The 15,672-nt window shown below is 70.8% G+C and carries 14 protein-coding genes and 2 pseudogenes; 10 read left to right on the top strand and 6 right to left on the bottom strand.

Annotated elements, in window-relative coordinates; translation table 11 throughout:
* Positions 1 to 5 precede the first annotated feature (5 nt).
* Both FM069_RS16570 and apbC read right to left on the bottom strand, forming a co-directional pair.
* Positions 6 to 662, bottom strand: a complete 657-nt coding sequence (locus tag FM069_RS16570) for a cytochrome c3 family protein (protein ID WP_143489478.1) — start codon at positions 660 to 662, stop codon at positions 6 to 8.
* Positions 663 to 808: 146 nt separating this feature from the next.
* The gene (gene apbC, locus FM069_RS16565) at positions 809 to 1,900 is read right to left on the bottom strand and encodes an iron-sulfur cluster carrier protein ApbC (protein ID WP_143489477.1); all 1,092 of its coding nucleotides are present in this window, start codon (positions 1,898 to 1,900) and stop codon (positions 809 to 811) included.
* 163 nt (positions 1,901 to 2,063) lie between these two features.
* Here apbC and metG point away from each other — a divergent pair, with 163 nt between their 5' ends.
* The 10 genes and pseudogenes from metG to FM069_RS16515 all read left to right on the top strand — a co-directional run bounded on the left by metG (position 2,064) and on the right by FM069_RS16515 (position 10,905).
* Positions 2,064 to 4,100, top strand: coding sequence for a methionine--tRNA ligase (gene metG / locus FM069_RS16560; protein ID WP_143489476.1), 2,037 nt, complete (start codon positions 2,064 to 2,066; stop codon positions 4,098 to 4,100).
* A 5-nt stretch (positions 4,101 to 4,105) separates the two neighbouring features.
* Positions 4,106 to 4,945 carry a DUF4349 domain-containing protein gene (locus FM069_RS16555; protein ID WP_143489475.1) on the top strand — a complete coding sequence of 280 codons (840 nt, stop codon included), beginning with the start codon at positions 4,106 to 4,108 and terminating at the stop codon, positions 4,943 to 4,945.
* Positions 4,946 to 5,023: 78 nt separating this feature from the next.
* Positions 5,024 to 5,569 (top strand): electron transporter RnfA, encoded by a 546-nt coding sequence (locus FM069_RS16550; protein ID WP_143489474.1) that lies wholly within the window; start codon positions 5,024 to 5,026, stop codon positions 5,567 to 5,569.
* A gap of 17 nt (positions 5,570 to 5,586) precedes the next feature.
* Positions 5,587 to 6,933 (top strand): annotated as a pseudogene (locus FM069_RS22080) (RnfABCDGE type electron transport complex subunit B); the annotation flags it as partial.
* Positions 6,914 to 7,933, top strand: a complete 1,020-nt coding sequence (locus tag FM069_RS16540; RefSeq protein WP_233282068.1) for an RnfABCDGE type electron transport complex subunit D — start codon at positions 6,914 to 6,916, stop codon at positions 7,931 to 7,933. The pseudogene FM069_RS22080 and the gene FM069_RS16540, both read left to right, overlap by 20 nt.
* Positions 7,926 to 8,489, top strand: a complete 564-nt coding sequence (locus FM069_RS16535) for an RnfABCDGE type electron transport complex subunit G (RefSeq protein ID WP_143489472.1) — start codon at positions 7,926 to 7,928, stop codon at positions 8,487 to 8,489. The genes FM069_RS16540 and FM069_RS16535 overlap by 8 nt, the downstream gene beginning before the upstream one ends.
* Positions 8,486 to 9,034, top strand: coding sequence for an Rnf-Nqr domain containing protein (locus tag FM069_RS16530; protein WP_143489471.1), 549 nt, complete (start codon positions 8,486 to 8,488; stop codon positions 9,032 to 9,034). Before FM069_RS16535 ends, FM069_RS16530 begins: the two co-directional genes overlap by 4 nt.
* Before the next feature lie 9 nt (positions 9,035 to 9,043).
* A complete protein-coding gene (gene nth, locus FM069_RS16525) occupies positions 9,044 to 9,682 on the top strand; it encodes an endonuclease III (RefSeq protein WP_143489470.1) in 639 nt (212 codons plus the stop codon).
* A gap of 106 nt (positions 9,683 to 9,788) precedes the next feature.
* Complete coding sequence (locus tag FM069_RS16520; protein ID WP_143489469.1) at positions 9,789 to 9,971, top strand: PA3496 family putative envelope integrity protein; 183 nt, start codon at positions 9,789 to 9,791, stop codon at positions 9,969 to 9,971.
* Between the two features lie 523 nt (positions 9,972 to 10,494).
* The gene (locus FM069_RS16515) at positions 10,495 to 10,905 is read left to right on the top strand and encodes a MerR family transcriptional regulator (protein WP_143489468.1); all 411 of its coding nucleotides are present in this window, start codon (positions 10,495 to 10,497) and stop codon (positions 10,903 to 10,905) included.
* A 133-nt stretch (positions 10,906 to 11,038) separates the two neighbouring features.
* Here FM069_RS16515 and FM069_RS16510 read toward each other — a convergent pair.
* The 4 genes and pseudogenes from FM069_RS16510 to FM069_RS16495 form a co-directional block, all read right to left on the bottom strand.
* Positions 11,039 to 11,767: pseudogene (locus tag FM069_RS16510) on the bottom strand (MMPL family transporter); the annotation flags it as partial.
* 504 nt (positions 11,768 to 12,271) lie between these two features.
* The gene (locus FM069_RS16505) at positions 12,272 to 13,327 is read right to left on the bottom strand and encodes a beta-ketoacyl-[acyl-carrier-protein] synthase family protein (RefSeq protein WP_233282066.1); all 1,056 of its coding nucleotides are present in this window, start codon (positions 13,325 to 13,327) and stop codon (positions 12,272 to 12,274) included.
* Positions 13,324 to 14,388, bottom strand: a complete 1,065-nt coding sequence (locus FM069_RS16500; RefSeq protein ID WP_143489467.1) for a beta-ketoacyl synthase — start codon at positions 14,386 to 14,388, stop codon at positions 13,324 to 13,326. The genes FM069_RS16505 and FM069_RS16500 overlap by 4 nt, the downstream gene beginning before the upstream one ends.
* Before the next feature lie 2 nt (positions 14,389 to 14,390).
* Positions 14,391 to 15,668, bottom strand: a complete 1,278-nt coding sequence (locus tag FM069_RS16495; RefSeq protein ID WP_143489466.1) for a beta-ketoacyl-[acyl-carrier-protein] synthase family protein — start codon at positions 15,666 to 15,668, stop codon at positions 14,391 to 14,393.
* Positions 15,669 to 15,672: the final 4 nt, after the last annotated feature.

Raw genomic sequence — 15,672 nt, 5'->3', positions numbered from 1 at the left:
GCCGCTCACCGGTGGCAGACGCTGCAGGAGGTGAGGCCCGCCGGGTCGACCCGGTACTCGCGCATCAGCCGTTCGCCGAGGTGCCGGCGGTCCTCGTCGGTGTGCCAGGCCATGTCCGCCACTGTTTCCCGGGGTTGCAGGCGCGGCGCCGGGTCGCGGTGGCATTCCAGGCAGAAGCTCATGCTCAGCGGCTCGGCCTTGTGCAGCAGGGGCATAGTGTCCACCTGGCCGTGGCAGCTGACGCAGCCGACCCCGGACTGCACGTGGACGTCATGCTGGAAGTACACGTAGTCGGGCAGCTTGATCACCCGGTTCCAGCGCAACGGACGGTCCTCCTCCAGGCTGCGGCGCACCGGCGCCAGCATCTCGGCCTGGGTCCACAGCTGCGAGTGGCAGCTCATGCAGGTGTGAGTGGGCGGGAAGCCGGCCCGGGCCGAACGCTCCACCCCGGCGTGGCAGTAGCGGCAGTCGATCTGCAGAGCGCCGGCGTGGTGCTGGTGGCTGAAGGGCACCGGCTGGTCCACGGTCCAGCCGCGGCCGGTCTGGTAGTCGGAGCGTTCCAGCAGCATGGCGACGATGAACACACCGATCAGTCCCCCCACGATGACGAGCATGGCGACGCGAAACCAGGTGTCAGCCGCGCGGCTGAATATCTGTGCCATCGCCGATGACCTTGAGCAGTTGAATCAGAATGTTTCGTCAGCGAAAGCGTCGGCGAGTTCGACCCATTGCAGGTCGCGGGCGTACAGGCGGGAATCGGCGGGGAGGCGCGGCGGTGACGCCGCGCCGGGAAACGCGGGGCGAGGGGTCAGTCGTCGCTGACCACGATGGGCGGCAGCGGCGCCGCCTGGCCGGCCTGGGCGATGCGCGCACCGACCCGCCGGGCCATGTACTGATAGAGCATGGCGATCTGGCTGTCCGGGTCGGCCACGGTGGTGGGCTTGCCGCCGTCGGACTGCTCGCGGATGGCCATGGACAGCGGCAGCGAGGCCAGCAGGTCGACCCCGTAGCGGCTCGCCAGCTTCTCGCCGCCACCCTCGCCGAACAGGTGCTCGGCATGGCCGCACTGGGAGCAGATGTGCACCGACATGTTCTCCACCACCCCCAGCACCGGGATGTTCACCTTGCGGAACATCTCCACGCCCTTGCGCGCGTCCAGCAGCGCCAGGTCCTGGGGCGTGGTGACGATCACCGCCCCGGACACCGGAATCTTCTGCGCCAGGGTCAGGTGGATGTCACCGGTACCCGGCGGCATGTCGATCACCAGGTAGTCCAGGTCGTCCCAGGCGGTCTGGGTGATCAGTTGGATCAGCGCACCGGAGACCATCGGCCCGCGCCACACCACCGGGGTGTCGTCGTCGGTGAGGAAGGCCATGGACATCACCTGCACGCCGTGGGCCTCCAGGGGCACGAAGAACTTCTCGTCGCGCACCTTGGGCCGGGTGCCCTCGGCCAGGCCGAACATGATGCCCTGGCTGGGGCCGTAGATATCCGCGTCCAGCATGCCCACCCGGGCGCCCTCCCGGGCCAGGGCCAGGGCCAGGTTGGCGGCGGTGGTGGACTTGCCGACGCCGCCCTTGCCGGAGGCCACGGCGATGACGTTCTTCACGTTGGCCAGGGCCGGCACCTGGTCCTGGGCCTTGTGCGCGGCGATCCGGCAGTCCACCTCGACCCGGGCGCTCTCCACCCCGTCCAGGTTCTCCAGGGCCATCTGCAGGGTCTGCGCCCAGCCGCCCTTGAACAGCCCGGCGGCGTAGCCCAGTTCGAGCCGAACGCGCACCTGCCCGCCCTGGATGTCCACCCCGCGCAGGCAGCCGGCGCTCACCGGGTCCTGGTCGAGATGGGGATCGGTGAACTGGCGGAGGGTGGCCTCCACCGTGGCGCGGTTCAGGGTACTCATGGCGACTCCGAAAGACTGAGCGAAACAGGCGGGCATCATAGCAGCCGGCGCCCGCCCGGCGCCGCGGCGCAACGTCCCGCTTTTGCGCCGGGCGTGTGGCCGGCGCCGCGCGGCTTCCTTTATAGTGGCCGACTTTCCTCCGTAGCCCGTACAGCCGAACGCCATGTCCAAGACCCGCCAGATCCTCGTCACCAGCGCCCTGCCCTACGCCAACGGTTCGATCCATCTCGGCCACATGGTGGAATACATCCAGACCGACGTCTGGGCCCGCTTCCAGCGACTGCGCGGCCACCAGTGCATCTATGTCTGCGCCGACGACGCCCACGGTTCGGCGATCATGCTGCGGGCGGAAAAGCAGGGCATCACCCCGGAGCAGCTGATCGCCGGCGTGCAGGCCGAGCACAGTGCCGACTTCGCCGACTTCGGCGTGGCCTTCGACAATTTCCACTCCACCCACTGCGACGAGAACCGCGCGCTGTCGGAGGCCATCTACCTGAAGCTGCGGGACGCCGGGCACATCGCCACCCGCTCGGTGACCCAGTACTTCGACCCGGACAAGGGCATGTTCCTGGCGGACCGCTTCATCAAGGGCACCTGCCCCAAGTGCGCGGCCGAGGACCAGTACGGCGACAACTGCGAGAAGTGCGGCGCCACCTACGCGCCCACCGAACTGAAGAACCCCAAGTCGGCCATCTCCGGCGCCACGCCCGAGCTGCGCGACTCCAAGCACTTCTTCTTCAAGCTGCCGGACTTCCAGGCCATGCTGGAAGGCTGGACCCGCAGCGGCACCCTGCAGGAAGCGGTGGCCAACAAGATCGCCGAATGGCTCGACGCCGGCCTGCAGGAGTGGGACATCTCCCGCGACGCCCCCTACTTCGGCTTCGAGATCCCGGACGAACCGGGCAAGTATTTCTACGTCTGGCTGGACGCGCCCATCGGCTACATGGCCAGCTTCCGGAACCTCTGCGACCGCACCCCGGAACTGGACTTCGACGCGTTCTGGAACAAGGACTCCGAGGCCGAGCTGTACCACTTCATCGGCAAGGACATCGTCAACTTCCACGCGCTGTTCTGGCCGGCCATGCTCGAAGGTGCCGGCTACCGCAAGCCCACCGGCATCCACGTGCACGGCTACCTGACGGTGAACGGGCAGAAGATGTCCAAGTCCCGCGGCACCTTCATTCGCGCGCGCACCTACCTCGACCACCTCAACCCGGAATACCTGCGCTACTACTACGCGGCGAAGCTGGGCCGCGGGGTGGACGACCTGGACCTGAACCTCGATGACTTCGTGCAGAAGGTCAATTCCGACCTGGTGGGCAAGGTGGTGAACATCGCCAGCCGCTGCGCCGGCTTCGTCCACAAGGGCAACGCCGGGGTGCTGGTGGGCGGCGACGCCGCGCCGGCCCTGAGCGAGGCGTTCCGCCAGGCCGCGCCGGCCATCGCCGACGCCTACGAGGCCCGCGACTTCTCCCGCGCCATGCGCGAGATCATGGCGCTGGCCGACCGCGCCAACGCCTGGATCGCCGACAAGGCGCCCTGGGCCCTGGCCAAGCAGGAGGGCAAGCAGGACGAGGTGCAGGCGATCTGCGCGGCGGGGATCAACCTGTTCCGCCTGCTGGTGATCTTCCTCAAGCCGGTGCTGCCGAAACTGGCGGCGGACGCCGAGGCGTTCCTCAACGTCGCCCCGCTCGCCTGGGACGACCACCTGACCCGCCTCACCGACCACACCCTGAACGCCTTCACCCCGCTGCTCACCCGCATCGAGCCGGCGAAGGTGGAGGCCATGGTCGCCGCCTCCCGGGAAGACCTGGCCGCCGCCAGCGACGCGCCGGCGGGCAACGGCGAGCTGAAGAAGGAGCCGCTGGCGGCGGAGATCGCCTTCGACGCGTTCGCCGCGGTGGACCTGCGCATCGCCCTGATCGAGAAATGCGAGTTCGTCGAGGGTGCCGACAAGCTGCTGCGCCTGACCCTGGACATCGGCGATGCCAAGCGCAACGTGTTCTCCGGCATCAAGAGCGCGTACCCGGACCCGAGCGCGCTGGAAGGCCGCCTGACCCTCTACGTGGCCAACCTGGCGGCGCGCAAGATGAAGTTCGGCGTCTCCGAGGGCATGGTCCTGGCGGCCGGCCCCGGCGGCGAGGAGATCTACCTGCTGAGCCCGGACAGCGGCGCCCGGCCCGGCCAGCGGGTGAAATGAGGCCCATGGCGCGGAGGCTGACGAAAGCGCTGGCCGGCGCCCTGCTGGTGGCACCGCTGCTCCTGGCCGGCTGCTCCGCTGGGCACGACGCGGCCCCGCGCGGGCCGGCCGCCGCCCCGGAAGCCGCCCCGCTGCTGAGCGGCGAGCAGGCCAAAGCCGGCGCGTACCTGGCGTACGAACACCAGGTGGCGGTACGCATCGCCGCGGAGCGGCTGGATGAGCGCCTCGATGCCCTGCGCAACGCCTGCACCGAGGAACGCTTCGGCCCCTGCGACCTGCTGGGCCTGGAGCGCAGCAGCGGGGCCTACCCCTCGGCCCAGGTGAGCGTGCGCACGGCGCCGGAAGCGGTGGACAAGCTGGTGGCCCTGGCCGCCCAGGACGCCACCCTGGAAAGCCGGTCCAGCCGCGCCGAGGACCTGGCCCAGGCCGTCGGCGACACCGACCAGCGCCTGGAACGCCTGCAGCGCCAGCGTACCCTCCTGCAGGGCTACCAGGCCCGCCAGGACCTGGCGGTGGCCGACCTGCTGGGGGTGGCCCGGGAGCTGGCCGACGTCGAGACCCAACTGGCCGACGTCCAGCGGGACGCCGAGCGCCTGCGCCAACGCATCGCCACCAACCGGCTGACCGTGGACTTCAGCGCCGACCGCGCGCCCGCCGGGCGCCTGGCCCGCCTGGGCGAGGCGACGGGCAACCTGCTGGACACCCTGACCGAAGGCACGCTCCAGGCCTTGCAAATGCTGGTCTACGGCCTGCCGTTCCTGGTCCTGCTGTTCCCCCTGGCTCTGCTGCTGCGCGCCCTCTGGCGCCGGGCGGTCCGTCGCCGCGACCCGCCGCCGCGTCCCTGAACCCTGCGGCGGCCGCGGGTGTACGCGGTCCGCCGCATCCCGGATAATGCGCGGTCCCTCCACCCTATCCCTGCGCGCATGACCGACCTCCTCCCCCTGCTGCTGGGCGCCGTGCTGGCCAGCCATGTGCTGGTGGGCCTCGACGCGCCGGCGGACGCCACCCCCGCCCGGGTCCGCGCCCTGGGGCCGGCCACCGCCCTGCTGGCGACCCTGGCCGCGCCCGCAGCCTGGTGCCTGGAGGCCGGGCTGTCGGCCTCCTCGCCGTTGCAGGCACTGCGCCTGTTCCTGCAGGTCCCGCTGCTGCTGGCCCTGGCCTGGGCGAGCGTCGCCCTGCAGCGCCGCCTGCGCCCCGCCGCGGCCCCCGGCCTGCTCCCGGTGGTGCTGAACGGCGCCGGCCTGGGGGCGATGCAAGGGGCGATTCACCAACCCGACCTACTGGCCGCACTGGCCATGGGAGCGACCCTGGGCCTGGGCTTCTGGCTGCTGGTGCAGGTGTCCGCCGACCTGCAGGCGCGCCTGCCCCGCGCGCACCTGCCGCGCGCCTTGCAGGGCGCGCCGGCCCTGTTGATCGGCACCGGCCTGCTGGGCCTGGCACTGCTGGGCCTCGACGGGGTGCTGCCATGAGCGACGCCGCGCGCATCCAGGCCATCGACGCCCTGCTGCCCCAGACCCAGTGCGGCAAGTGCGGGCACCCCGCCTGCCTGCCCTATGCCGAAGGCATCGCCCGGGGCGAGGCGATCAACAAATGCCCACCCGGCGGCCAGGCCACCATCGCCGCCCTGGCCCGCCTGCTGGAGCGTCCGCCACTGCCCCTGGACGCCGCGGACGGGCCGACACCCGCCCAGGTGGCGTTCATCCGCGAGGCGGAATGCATCGGCTGCACCAAGTGCATCCAGGCCTGCCCGGTGGACGCCATCGTCGGCGCCGCGCGGCTGATGCACACGGTGCTGCGGGACGAATGCACCGGCTGCGACCTGTGCGTCGCGCCCTGCCCGGTGGACTGCATCGACCTGCTTCCCCTCGCGGCGCCGGCCGCCGAGGCCCAGCGCGCCCGCGCCGGGCACTTCCGCCAGCGCTACCGGCAGCGCCAGGCCCGCCTGCGGCGCGACGAGGCCCAGCGCCAGGCGGAACGGGCGCGCCGCTCACCCGCGGGCAATCCGCTCGCCGCCGCCCCGGCGCCTGCGGCCCAGCCCCTGGACGCCGCCCTGGCGCGGGTACGCGCCCGGCAGGCCGCCGGCGACGGCGAGCGGGCCAAGCGCCTGCGCATCGAGGCGGCCATGGCCCGGGTTGCCCTGGAGAAGGCCCGCAAGCAGTTGGAGCGTCATGGCGGGGATACCCTCGCGGCCCAGGTGCAGGCGCTGCAGCAGGCCGCCGACGCCGCCCAGGCGGCCCTGGATGCGGCCCTGGCCGCGCCGGCCGCCCCCGATACACCGGCGGTGGCCAGTCAGGGCGATGCCCTCAAGCAGGCGCGCATCGCCGCCGCCATGGGCCGGGCCCAGTTCCTCAAGGCGCAGAAGCGCTTCGGCGCGACCCCGGACGCGCAACAGCAGGCCCAGCTCGACACCCTGCGGGAGGACGCCGAGCGGGCGGATGCCGCCCTGCGCCAACTCCAGCCCGACACGCCACCGGCCGCCGGCAGCGAGGCGCTGAAACAGGCCAAGGTGGCCTACGTCACCCGCCGCGCCGCTCTGCGCGAAGCCGAGCAGCGCGGCGAGGACGGCACCGCCCTGCGCCAGGCCCTGGCCGACGCCGAGCAGGCCCTGCACGCCGCCGAGGCCGCCTGCGGGCGGCCGCCGCCGGCGCTGCAGCGCATCGACAAGCGCCCGGTCGACGCCGAGCAACGTGCCCTCAAGACCGAACTGGCCTACGCCCGCGCCGAGCTGCAGGTCCAGACGCGCCGCGAACCGCCGGACCCCGTCGCCCTGGAGCGGGCCCGCCAGCGCCTGGTCCGGGCCGAGAGCCGCCTGAATGACCACCGCGCCGACTGACCCCCTCGGCCTCGACCCGCGCCCGGCCATGAGCGCGGTGCTGCTCGCCTGCCTGCCGGGGCTGCTGGTCCTGCTGGCGATGCAGGGCCTCGGCGTGGCCCTGCAGCTGGGCCTGTGCGTCGCCACCCACCTGTTCTGCGAGGCAGCGGTGCGACGCCTGGCCGGCCAACCCCGCTGCCCGGCCGAGCGCGCCCTGCTCGGCTGGCCGCCGCTGGCCGAAGGCAGTGGCCTGGTGAGCGCGCTGCTGCTGGCTGTGGCCCTGCCGGCCCAAGGCCCGTGGTGGCTGGCGGTGAGCGCCTCGGCAATGGCCAGCCTGGGTGGCAAGGCGCTGTTCGGCGGTTTCGGCCGCAACCCGCTGAACCCGGCCATGCTGGGCTATGCCTTCGTCCTGGCGAGCTTTCCTGCCGCCATGAACCAGTGGCCCGCACCGGCGGCGGCCCACGACGCCTGGCCGGCGGTGCAGCGGGTTCTCGGCCTGGCGCCGGACATCGACGGCTGGAGCCAGGCCACGGTGCTCGACCGGGTGCGCCACAACGACCGCCTGACCCTGGACGAGCTGTTCGCCGGGGACCCCGCCTTCGGCCATGTGGCGGGGCGGCTCGGCGAAGCGGTGAACCTGGCCTTCCTGCTGGGCGGGCTGTACCTCCTGTGGCGCCGGGTGATTCCCTGGCAGACGCCGGCGGCCCTGCTGGGCAGCCTGTTCCTTGCCAGCCTGCTGGGCTGGAACGGCGCCGGCTCGGATTCCCACGGCTCGCCGCTGTTCCACCTGTTCGCCGGCGCCACCATGCTCGGCGCCTTCTTCATCGTCACTGAACCAGTCAGCGGTCCGCGCAGCGTTCGCGCGCGCTGGTTGTTCGGTGCCGGGGTGGGCCTGCTCACCTACCTCATCCGGGTAGCCGGCCACCACCCCGACGGGCTGGCCTTCGCCGTGCTGCTGATGAACCTGGCGCTGCCCGGCCTGGAGCGGCTGGCGAGTCGCGGAGCGCCCGCCGATGCGTAGGGCGATGGCGCCCCTGTCGCTGGCTGGCGCCGGCGTGCTGCTGTGCCTGCTGGTGGCGCTGCTGCTGGCGCCGCGGATCGCCGCCCAGCGCCAGGCCGCCGCCGAGCGCGCCCTGTTCGACCTGCTGCCGGCCGAGCTGCACGACGACCGCCCGCTGGACCACCCCGTCGCCCTGCCCGCTGGCGGCCTGCTGGGCAATGCCGACGCCGCGCCCGGCTACCAGGCCCGCCGCGCCGGCATGGCGCAGGCGGTACTGCTGCCGGTCAGCGCCGACGGCTACGAAGGACCGATCCGCCTGTGGGTGGCGATCGACCGGGACGGCCGTCTGGTCGGCGTGAAGGTGCTGGAACAGCACGAGACCCCGGGCCTCGGTGATCTCGCCCGTCACGTCGGCTGGCTGCACGGCCTGCAAAACCGCCGTCCGGACAGCCTGGGAGCGGCCGACCAGATCGCCGGCGCCACCGTCACCTCCCGGGCGGTCACCGACGCGCTGCAACGTGCCTTGCGCTTCTTCGACGCCCATCGCGACGCCCTGCTGGCCGGAGACACGCCATGAACCGCGCGCGCCTGCTGCTCCTGGCCCTGCCCGCCCTGCTGGGAGGCACCTGCCGCGGCCTCGACGGCCTGGCCTTGGGTCTGGCCGGCCTATTGGTGCTGGGGGGCAGCCACCTGGCCGGGCGCTATGTTCGCGGGCGGCTGCCCGGCAGCGGCGGGCCCGCCTGGGTGCTGGTGGCCGCCCTCACCCTCGCCAGCCTGGCCGACCTGCTGCTGCAGGCCTTCGCCTATCCCCTGGCCGCCGGCCTGCAACCCTGGCTGGCCCTGCTGGTGCCGCCCGCCGTGGCCTGCAGCCTGCCGCAGGACCACGCCCCGGCGCCGGGGATCGGCGACGTGCTGGGCTTCGCCCTGCTGGCTCCGCTGCTGGGCCTGCTCCGCGAAGCCCTCGGCCAGGGTACGCTGCTGGCCGGGGCCGGCTGGCTCACCGGCCACGGCGATGCCGGCCTCTCGCTGCCTATCGCCGGCCTGCCCCTGGCCAGCCTGGCGCCCGGCGGCCTGATCCTGCTCGGCCTGCTGCTGGCCGCGAAAACCCTGTGGAAGCCCTGACCCATCGCCATGAACGCCGAGAAACGCTACGAAATCTTCCGCCGCCTGCGGGAAGACAACCCGGAACCCCGGACCGAACTGGCCTACAGCAGCCCTTTCGAGCTGCTGATCGCGGTGATCCTCTCTGCCCAGGCCACCGATGTAGGGGTGAACAAGGCCACGGCCCGGCTGTACCCGGTGGCCAACACGCCCCAGGCCATCCTCGACCTGGGGGTGGAGGGCCTGTCCGACTACATCAAGACCATCGGCCTGTACAACAGCAAGGCGAAGAACGTCATCGAGACCTGCCGCCAACTGATCGAGCGCCATGGCGGCGAGGTGCCGGACGACCGCGAGGCCCTGGAAGCGCTGCCGGGTGTCGGCCGCAAGACCGCCAACGTGGTGCTCAACACGGCCTTCCGCCACCCGGTGATGGCGGTGGACACCCACATCTTCCGGGTCAGCAACCGCACCCGCCTGGCCCCCGGGAAGAACGTGGTGGAGGTGGAGCGCAAGCTGATGAAGGTGGTGCCCAAGGAGTTCCTCCTGGATGCCCACCACTGGCTGATCCTCCACGGCCGCTACGTCTGCCAGGCCCGCAAGCCCCGCTGCGGCAGCTGCCGCATCGAAGACCTGTGCGAGTACCCGGACAAGACCAGCGACGATTGAAACGCCGCCTCTTCAGCGGTGCGTTCGATTGAAAAAATCTTTTGTACGGTCTCGGCCTTTGCCGCTATAAGGTGCGCCATCAGCCCCTCGATCACTGGAGCGAGCCATGAGCGCCGACAAAGACGAGATCGGGATCGAAGACGAATTCGTCGCCGACGATGCCGAAGAGGTGGTGGAGAAGCCCGTCGAGGTTTCCAAGACCAACCTGACGAAACGCCGCGTCATCGACAACCTGCTGGAAGAGCGGCGGTTGAAGCGACAATTGGCGGACTATGATTTCGACCTGTAAGCCTCGCGTCCGCGGGGCTTTTTCTTGGCGATGAAAAAACACGTTTCCCGGGCTCCCCCTGCCGTCGCGACCGGCGGCGGTTCGGGCGCGGATGCCGACTATTATTCGTCAAATAAATCTGGTTACATAAAAAACATGAACCCTTACACGTTATAGGGTATTTAACCCGGCGTGCCAGGCAGTACGGCACGCCCCCAGGGTATCCGGCCCCGCGCCGGACCCTACGGACCATTGACCCCATGGAGAGGTACATTCGATGGCATCCCCCGTTCCCCGCGGTTCGCCGCCCGCTGCTCCTTCGCCTCTGCGGCCCTGACCTCACCCTCGTCGCGTCGCCCCGTTCGCCCTCTCGCTCCGTCCATCGCCCAAGTCTTGGCGGTCGTCCGGCGGCGTTCAGCCTGGCGTGGCGGCCTTCGTCTTTCCGGCACTTTCATGGAGGAAATGCTCGCCTGTCATCCTTTTCCGTTTCCCGTGTGTCCAACCCCTTCGTTCATCGTTACCCCACAGCAAGACGGCATTTGTCATGTACATAGGAAAAGCAGCCAAACTCTCCGGCACCACGGTCAAGAGCATTCGTCACTACGAGGAAATCGGCCTGATCCCGCAGCCCCAGCGCGAGGGCAAGTACCGGATCTACAGCCAGGAAAGCGTGGAAGTCCTGCGCTTCATCAAGTGCGCCCAGCAGCTCGGCTTCAAGCTGAAGGAACTGCAGGGCATCCTCCGCGACTACAGCGGCCAGGCGTTCCCCTGGGAACTGGCGCAGCGGGAGGTGCAGCGCAAGAAGAAGGAACTGCTGACCCAGATCGGCAGCATGCAGCAGCTCTACCAGGGCCTGCTGGACTTCGAGGAAAACCTCAAGGACGCGCGTGAGGAATGCCCTCTGGAACGGCAGTTGGCGCAGGCCGAGAAGAGTCTGGTGGCGGGTCACCTCTGAGGGGCCTGCTGCAGCGCCTGCCACACCCCGCGCCCACGCCACGATCGCCACACCCCCAAAAAAACAGCCCACCGCAAGCGGTGGGCAAAGGTGGAGCATGGAGCGAATCGCGGCGATCAGGCCGCCTCGGCCGCTAGCCCGGCAGCGGGGCCAACCCGTCCAGGGACGCCGGCGCAGCCGCCACCCGGCGGTCGCGCTCGGCGACGATGGCGCCGAAGAACCAGGGCGAGATCAGCGCCACCACCAGCACCGTCATCACCCCGCTGGTGAACAGCGCCAGGGCTACCAGGGCGCCCAGATCGACGATGGGCTTGAAGTCGGAGAACAGCAGCGCCAGGAAACCCACCGAAAAGATCACCACGTTGACCACCGTGGAGCGGCCGACGCTGTGCATGGCCTGGAGGATCGCCGGGTCCACGTCCATGCCCTGCTGCACCAGCAGCTTGATCCGCGACAGCAGGTGTACCGCGTAGTCCACCACCCCCACCACCAGGAAGGTCACCAGAGTGGTGCCGATGTTCAGCTGAATCTTCAGCAGGAACATGCAGCCGTAGAGGGTCACCGAAGTGGTCAGCAGAGTCAGCATGCCCAGCAGGCCGAGGCGTACCGACTTCAGCCAGAGCATCATCATCAGCGTCACCACCAGGGTTGCCAGGGTGAAGCTGAGCACTTGCCCGCGGGTGATCTCGTGGAGCACGCCGGTCCAGATCACCGGGGTGCCGGCATGGGTCACCTCCAGGTTGGCCGGCTTGTTCACCGCCAGCCAGGCGTCGAGACGGTCCAGCAGGCTCTGGTAGTCGCCGGCCACCGACGAGGTCATGGTGTAGAGGGTCAGGGCCTTGGAGTAGTCGGCGTTGAGCAAGAATGCCGTGAGGGGCTGGCTGGCGGTGACGTTTCGAGCGCCGCCGCGGGCGTACAGCCCGGCCAGGCGACGGTCCTCGTCGGGCCGCGCGGTACCGCCACAGACCAGCAGGTCGGTGTCGCCCGGCCAGTCCAGGGCGGCGATATCGGCCTGGGCGGCGAGGTGGGCCAGGTGGATCTGCGGTGCGTCCTCCGCCAGGTCCGCGGCGCGGCGCAGCACCAGGGCCGCGGCGCCTTCCCCAGCAATGCCGCCCTCGCCGTCCTCGCCGTCCTCGTCGAACGGACGAAACGCGTCGGCACCGCGGGTGCCGATGACGCCGGCCCAGGCCCAGGGCGTCCAGCTCGCTGCCGGCGCCTACCGCGATGGCGGCGTCGATGCGGTAGTTCTGCAATGCCGCGCAGGCTTCGCGCAGGGCTGCCTGGTTGCCGGCCACGCCCTGCATGTAGGCGTTGCACTCGCACTCCAGCTTGCAGGCCAGACTAATCCCCCCCAGCAGCCCGTTGCTCAGGCTCTTGAGCACCAAGAACGGGTCCGGGGCCCGTTCCTGCAGCACCCGCCGGGCCAGGCGCGCGGCGTCCAGGCCGTGTTCGCCGCTGCTGTCCTGCACCAGTTCGGCGTAGGCCTCCAGGGACGGGTGGGTGTAACTGTCCTGGCAGCAATAGAGGCCGAAGCGCAGGCGCGCCTGCCGCGGCCCTGGGGGCCCGGCGCGGTGACCTTATAGGCGTCCAGGCTGCTGCCGTAGCCGATCACCTCGGCGTAGGGCGTGGCGCCCCGGGCCAGGGCATGCTCCAGGCGCTCCAGCACCACGAAGCCACCGCCCTCCCCGGCGATCAGGCCGCTGCGGTCGCGATCGAAGGGCCGGCACAGGTCCGCGCCCCAGCGCTGCTCGCCGCTGGCCGCGCCGAGCAGGTAGAGCGCCCCCATGGTGTCCAGGTTGAGTACCGAGTCGGCGCCGCCGGCGATGGCCAGCGCCACTTCGCCACGGCGGATCATGTGGAAGGCGTTGCCGATGGCCTGGGCAGCGCCGGCGCAGGCGCTGCTGACGTTGATCACCGGGCCCTCGCAGCCGAGGTGATCGGCGATCACCCGGGCCAGGCGGTCGTTGCCCTGGCGCAGGGAGCCGTCGTGGGCGACCCGCTCGGCGCGCCGCACCAGGTGCGACCCGTCCGGACGCTCCTGGGGGTTCTCCGGCAGGGTCAGGCGCATGTCGGCCACCACGTGCTGGGGCGCGCCAGAGGCGCACAGCACCGCCGCGTTGCGCCAGGCCGCCGCGTCCAGGCCGCTGTCCCGGGCCGCCTGGCTGGCCGCGATCCAGCCGTAGCGGCTGCGGGTCTCCAGCGGTGTGCGCCAGGCCGGGTGGTCCTCCAGGTAGGCCGGCAGCCGCGACAGGTCCACCGGCGCGGCGAAGCGCACCGGGAAACTCTCCTCGCCACTTTCATCCGGGTGCCAGGGGCGGATGCAATGGGCGCCTTCGAGCATGTCGCTCCACATGCGCGCCCACTCGAAACCGAAACCGGTCACCGCCCCCATGCCGGTTATCACAATCCGTGTCGCGCTCATGCGCCTTTCTCCTGTTCGTCGATAGCCAACAGCACCGCCCCGACGTGGCCCGCGGCGGTATGCGACAGCAGCAGCGCGTAATGGGATTCGCCCCAGACCTCCGTCGACGGCTCCGCCAGTACGCAGGCGAGGTCGGTGAGCAGCCCGCTGGCGCCCAGTTCGCCGACGGCGCAGCGGCTGCCGGCCTGCACCGGGGCATCCCGCAGCAGCTCCGCCAGCAGCGGGTCGTGGCGGTCGGCGACGATCCGCCGGACGTCGCTCAGGGCCAGGCGCTCGCCCTGCAGGGCCTGGTCCAGCACCTGGCGCAGCACCGCCTCGGCGCGCTCGGCGCTGGCAATGTAGCCACGGGCGTGGCCGGCGATGCGCACCCGCGGTCCGCTTGCCGCCGGGGCCGTCGCCAGCAGCAGCGCGGCGGCGCCTTCGCCATGCACGGTTTCACGCGGCCCGGCGCCGTCGCGCAGGTACAGCGCCGGGGTCAGGTTGGGGCTGCTGCTGATGACCAGGGCCGCGTCGGCGTTGTCCTCGGCCACCTGCAGCACCGCCTCGATCAGCGCGTCCAGGCCGGCGTTGGCCTGGGAGCAGTAGCCACCCATGGGGCCGTTGCAGTGCAGCGCCTCGGCGACATAGGCCATGACGCTGCTGTTGAGCAGGGTCAGGGCATGCAGCGGCGGGGTGTTCGCCAGCAGGCCGGCCACCGGCCGTTCCGGCTGGCGCCCCATGGCCTCCACGGCGTCCCAGCAGGGGCTCGGCGCATCCACCTCGGGAATCGCCGCGCACAGGGCGACCCGCTCCGGCGGCAGATCGAGGGCATGCAGCGCCCGCGCCAAGCGCGCGGCGCAATACAGCAGGCGCAGGCCCTGGGGCTCGACGCTGCGCTGGATCTTGCGGTCGAAGCGATCGGTGGGTAGCCGCGGCGTCGCCAGGGCATGGGCCAGGCGCGCCGGATCGAAAGACAGGGGCCGTGGCGCGGGCGTCTCGCCGCGCAACGCGGCGGGTTCGTCGCCGGCCACATTCAACACCGCCTGGGCATGCAGGTAGACCGCTCGGTTGGCACACGGCATGGTCAGGCCCTCCCCAGCACGATGGAGCTGTTCACCCCACCGAAGCCGAACGAATTGGATAGCACCACGCTCACCGCCTGGCGGGTCGGCTGGTTGACGAGGCGCAGCTCGGGGAATTCGGCGTCGGCCTCGTCGTAGTTGAGGGTCGGCAGGACCACCCCGTCGCGCAGGGTGATCAGCGACAGCACCGCCTCGATGGCACCGCTGCCGGCCAGGGAATGGCCGATGGCGGACTTGTTGGCGGTCAGGGTGATGTCCCCCAGCATCTTGCCGAACACTCGCTTCAGCGCATGGGCCTCGCAGCTGTCGTTGACCTGGTTGGACGTGCCATGGGTGTTCACGTGCTGCACCGCATAGCGCAGCAGGCCGGCGTCTTCGATGGCGGCCTCCATGCAATGGGCGTACGTGCTGCCGTCGCGGCTGCTGGAGGTCATCTTTTCCGACTCGCAGAAATTGGCGTAGCCCAGCACCCGGCCCAGGGGCCGTGCGCCGCGCCGTTCGGCGTGCTGCTTGGACTCCAGCACCAGCAGGGCGGCGCCCTCGCCGAGCACGAAGCCGCAGCGGTCGCGCATGAACGGCCGGCTCTGCCCGGCGGCGCCGAACTCGGGTTTCTGGCACAGGGCGCCCAGGCTGTTGAACATGGAGTACGGCAACTCGTTGGCCATCAGCTCGACCGCGCCGCACAGCGCCAGGTCGATGTCGCCCCGCTCGATGGCGCGGTAGGCGCTGCCGATGGCCATGGTCCCGGCGGCGCAGGCGTCCGAATGGGTGTAGACGTGGTCGCGGATGCCCAGGCTGGCCGCCAGGTACGCGGTCTGCTGGTCGACCCGGCGGGCGAAGGGATGCTCCGCCCGCGCCGGCCGCTGCATATAGCGGTCCAGGTCGAGGCGACCCTGGCGGTCCAGGAACAGGCTGACCTGGTCCAGTTCCTGGCTATTGGCGCAGTATTTGTTGGAGCCGACGAACAGCCCGCTGTCGACCTGGCGGAACGCGCCGGACGACAGCCCGGCGTGGTCCAGGGCCTGCCGGGCCACATAGTCGGCCAGGACGGTCTGCCGCGGCTGGCCGCTCGCGTCGCCTGCAAAACCGGCATTGAGGTGGCGCCACTGCTCATCGTCGAGATAGCCGGCGGCGGTATTGGGAAAGCCCAGTTCGGCGAACAGCGGATGCTCGCGAACGCAGGACTGCCTGTCGCTGATCCGTTGGAACAAAGTTTCCGCGTCCAGCACCGTGGGCGCCACCAGGCCGTAGCCGGTGACGAAGACTTCGCGAGCCCGCATGGCC

It is taken from the genome of Pseudomonas mangiferae (assembly GCF_007109405.1).
GTDB classification, from domain to species: Bacteria; Pseudomonadota; Gammaproteobacteria; order Pseudomonadales; family Pseudomonadaceae; genus Pseudomonas_T; species Pseudomonas_T mangiferae.
This window is presented reverse-complemented; position numbering and strand designations above follow the sequence as displayed.

Excerpts from the sequence above, each read along its gene's own strand:
- FM069_RS16570 (WP_143489478.1), bottom strand. The coding sequence starts at position 662 with ATGGCACAGATATTCAGCCGCGCGGCTGACACCTGGTTTCGCGTCGCC.
- apbC (WP_143489477.1), bottom strand. The coding sequence starts at position 1,900 with ATGAGTACCCTGAACCGCGCCACGGTGGAGGCCACCCTCCGCCAGTTC.
- metG (WP_143489476.1), top strand. The coding sequence starts at position 2,064 with ATGTCCAAGACCCGCCAGATCCTCGTCACCAGCGCCCTGCCCTACGCC.
- FM069_RS16555 (WP_143489475.1), top strand. The coding sequence starts at position 4,106 with ATGGCGCGGAGGCTGACGAAAGCGCTGGCCGGCGCCCTGCTGGTGGCA.
- FM069_RS16550 (WP_143489474.1), top strand. The coding sequence starts at position 5,024 with ATGACCGACCTCCTCCCCCTGCTGCTGGGCGCCGTGCTGGCCAGCCAT.
- FM069_RS16540 (WP_233282068.1), top strand. The coding sequence starts at position 6,914 with ATGACCACCGCGCCGACTGACCCCCTCGGCCTCGACCCGCGCCCGGCC.
- FM069_RS16535 (WP_143489472.1), top strand. The coding sequence starts at position 7,926 with ATGCGTAGGGCGATGGCGCCCCTGTCGCTGGCTGGCGCCGGCGTGCTG.
- FM069_RS16530 (WP_143489471.1), top strand. The coding sequence starts at position 8,486 with ATGAACCGCGCGCGCCTGCTGCTCCTGGCCCTGCCCGCCCTGCTGGGA.
- nth (WP_143489470.1), top strand. The coding sequence starts at position 9,044 with ATGAACGCCGAGAAACGCTACGAAATCTTCCGCCGCCTGCGGGAAGAC.
- FM069_RS16520 (WP_143489469.1), top strand. The coding sequence starts at position 9,789 with ATGAGCGCCGACAAAGACGAGATCGGGATCGAAGACGAATTCGTCGCC.
- FM069_RS16515 (WP_143489468.1), top strand. The coding sequence starts at position 10,495 with ATGTACATAGGAAAAGCAGCCAAACTCTCCGGCACCACGGTCAAGAGC.
- FM069_RS16505 (WP_233282066.1), bottom strand. The coding sequence starts at position 13,327 with ATGAGCGCGACACGGATTGTGATAACCGGCATGGGGGCGGTGACCGGT.
- FM069_RS16500 (WP_143489467.1), bottom strand. The coding sequence starts at position 14,388 with ATGCCGTGTGCCAACCGAGCGGTCTACCTGCATGCCCAGGCGGTGTTG.
- FM069_RS16495 (WP_143489466.1), bottom strand. The coding sequence starts at position 15,668 with ATGCGGGCTCGCGAAGTCTTCGTCACCGGCTACGGCCTGGTGGCGCCC.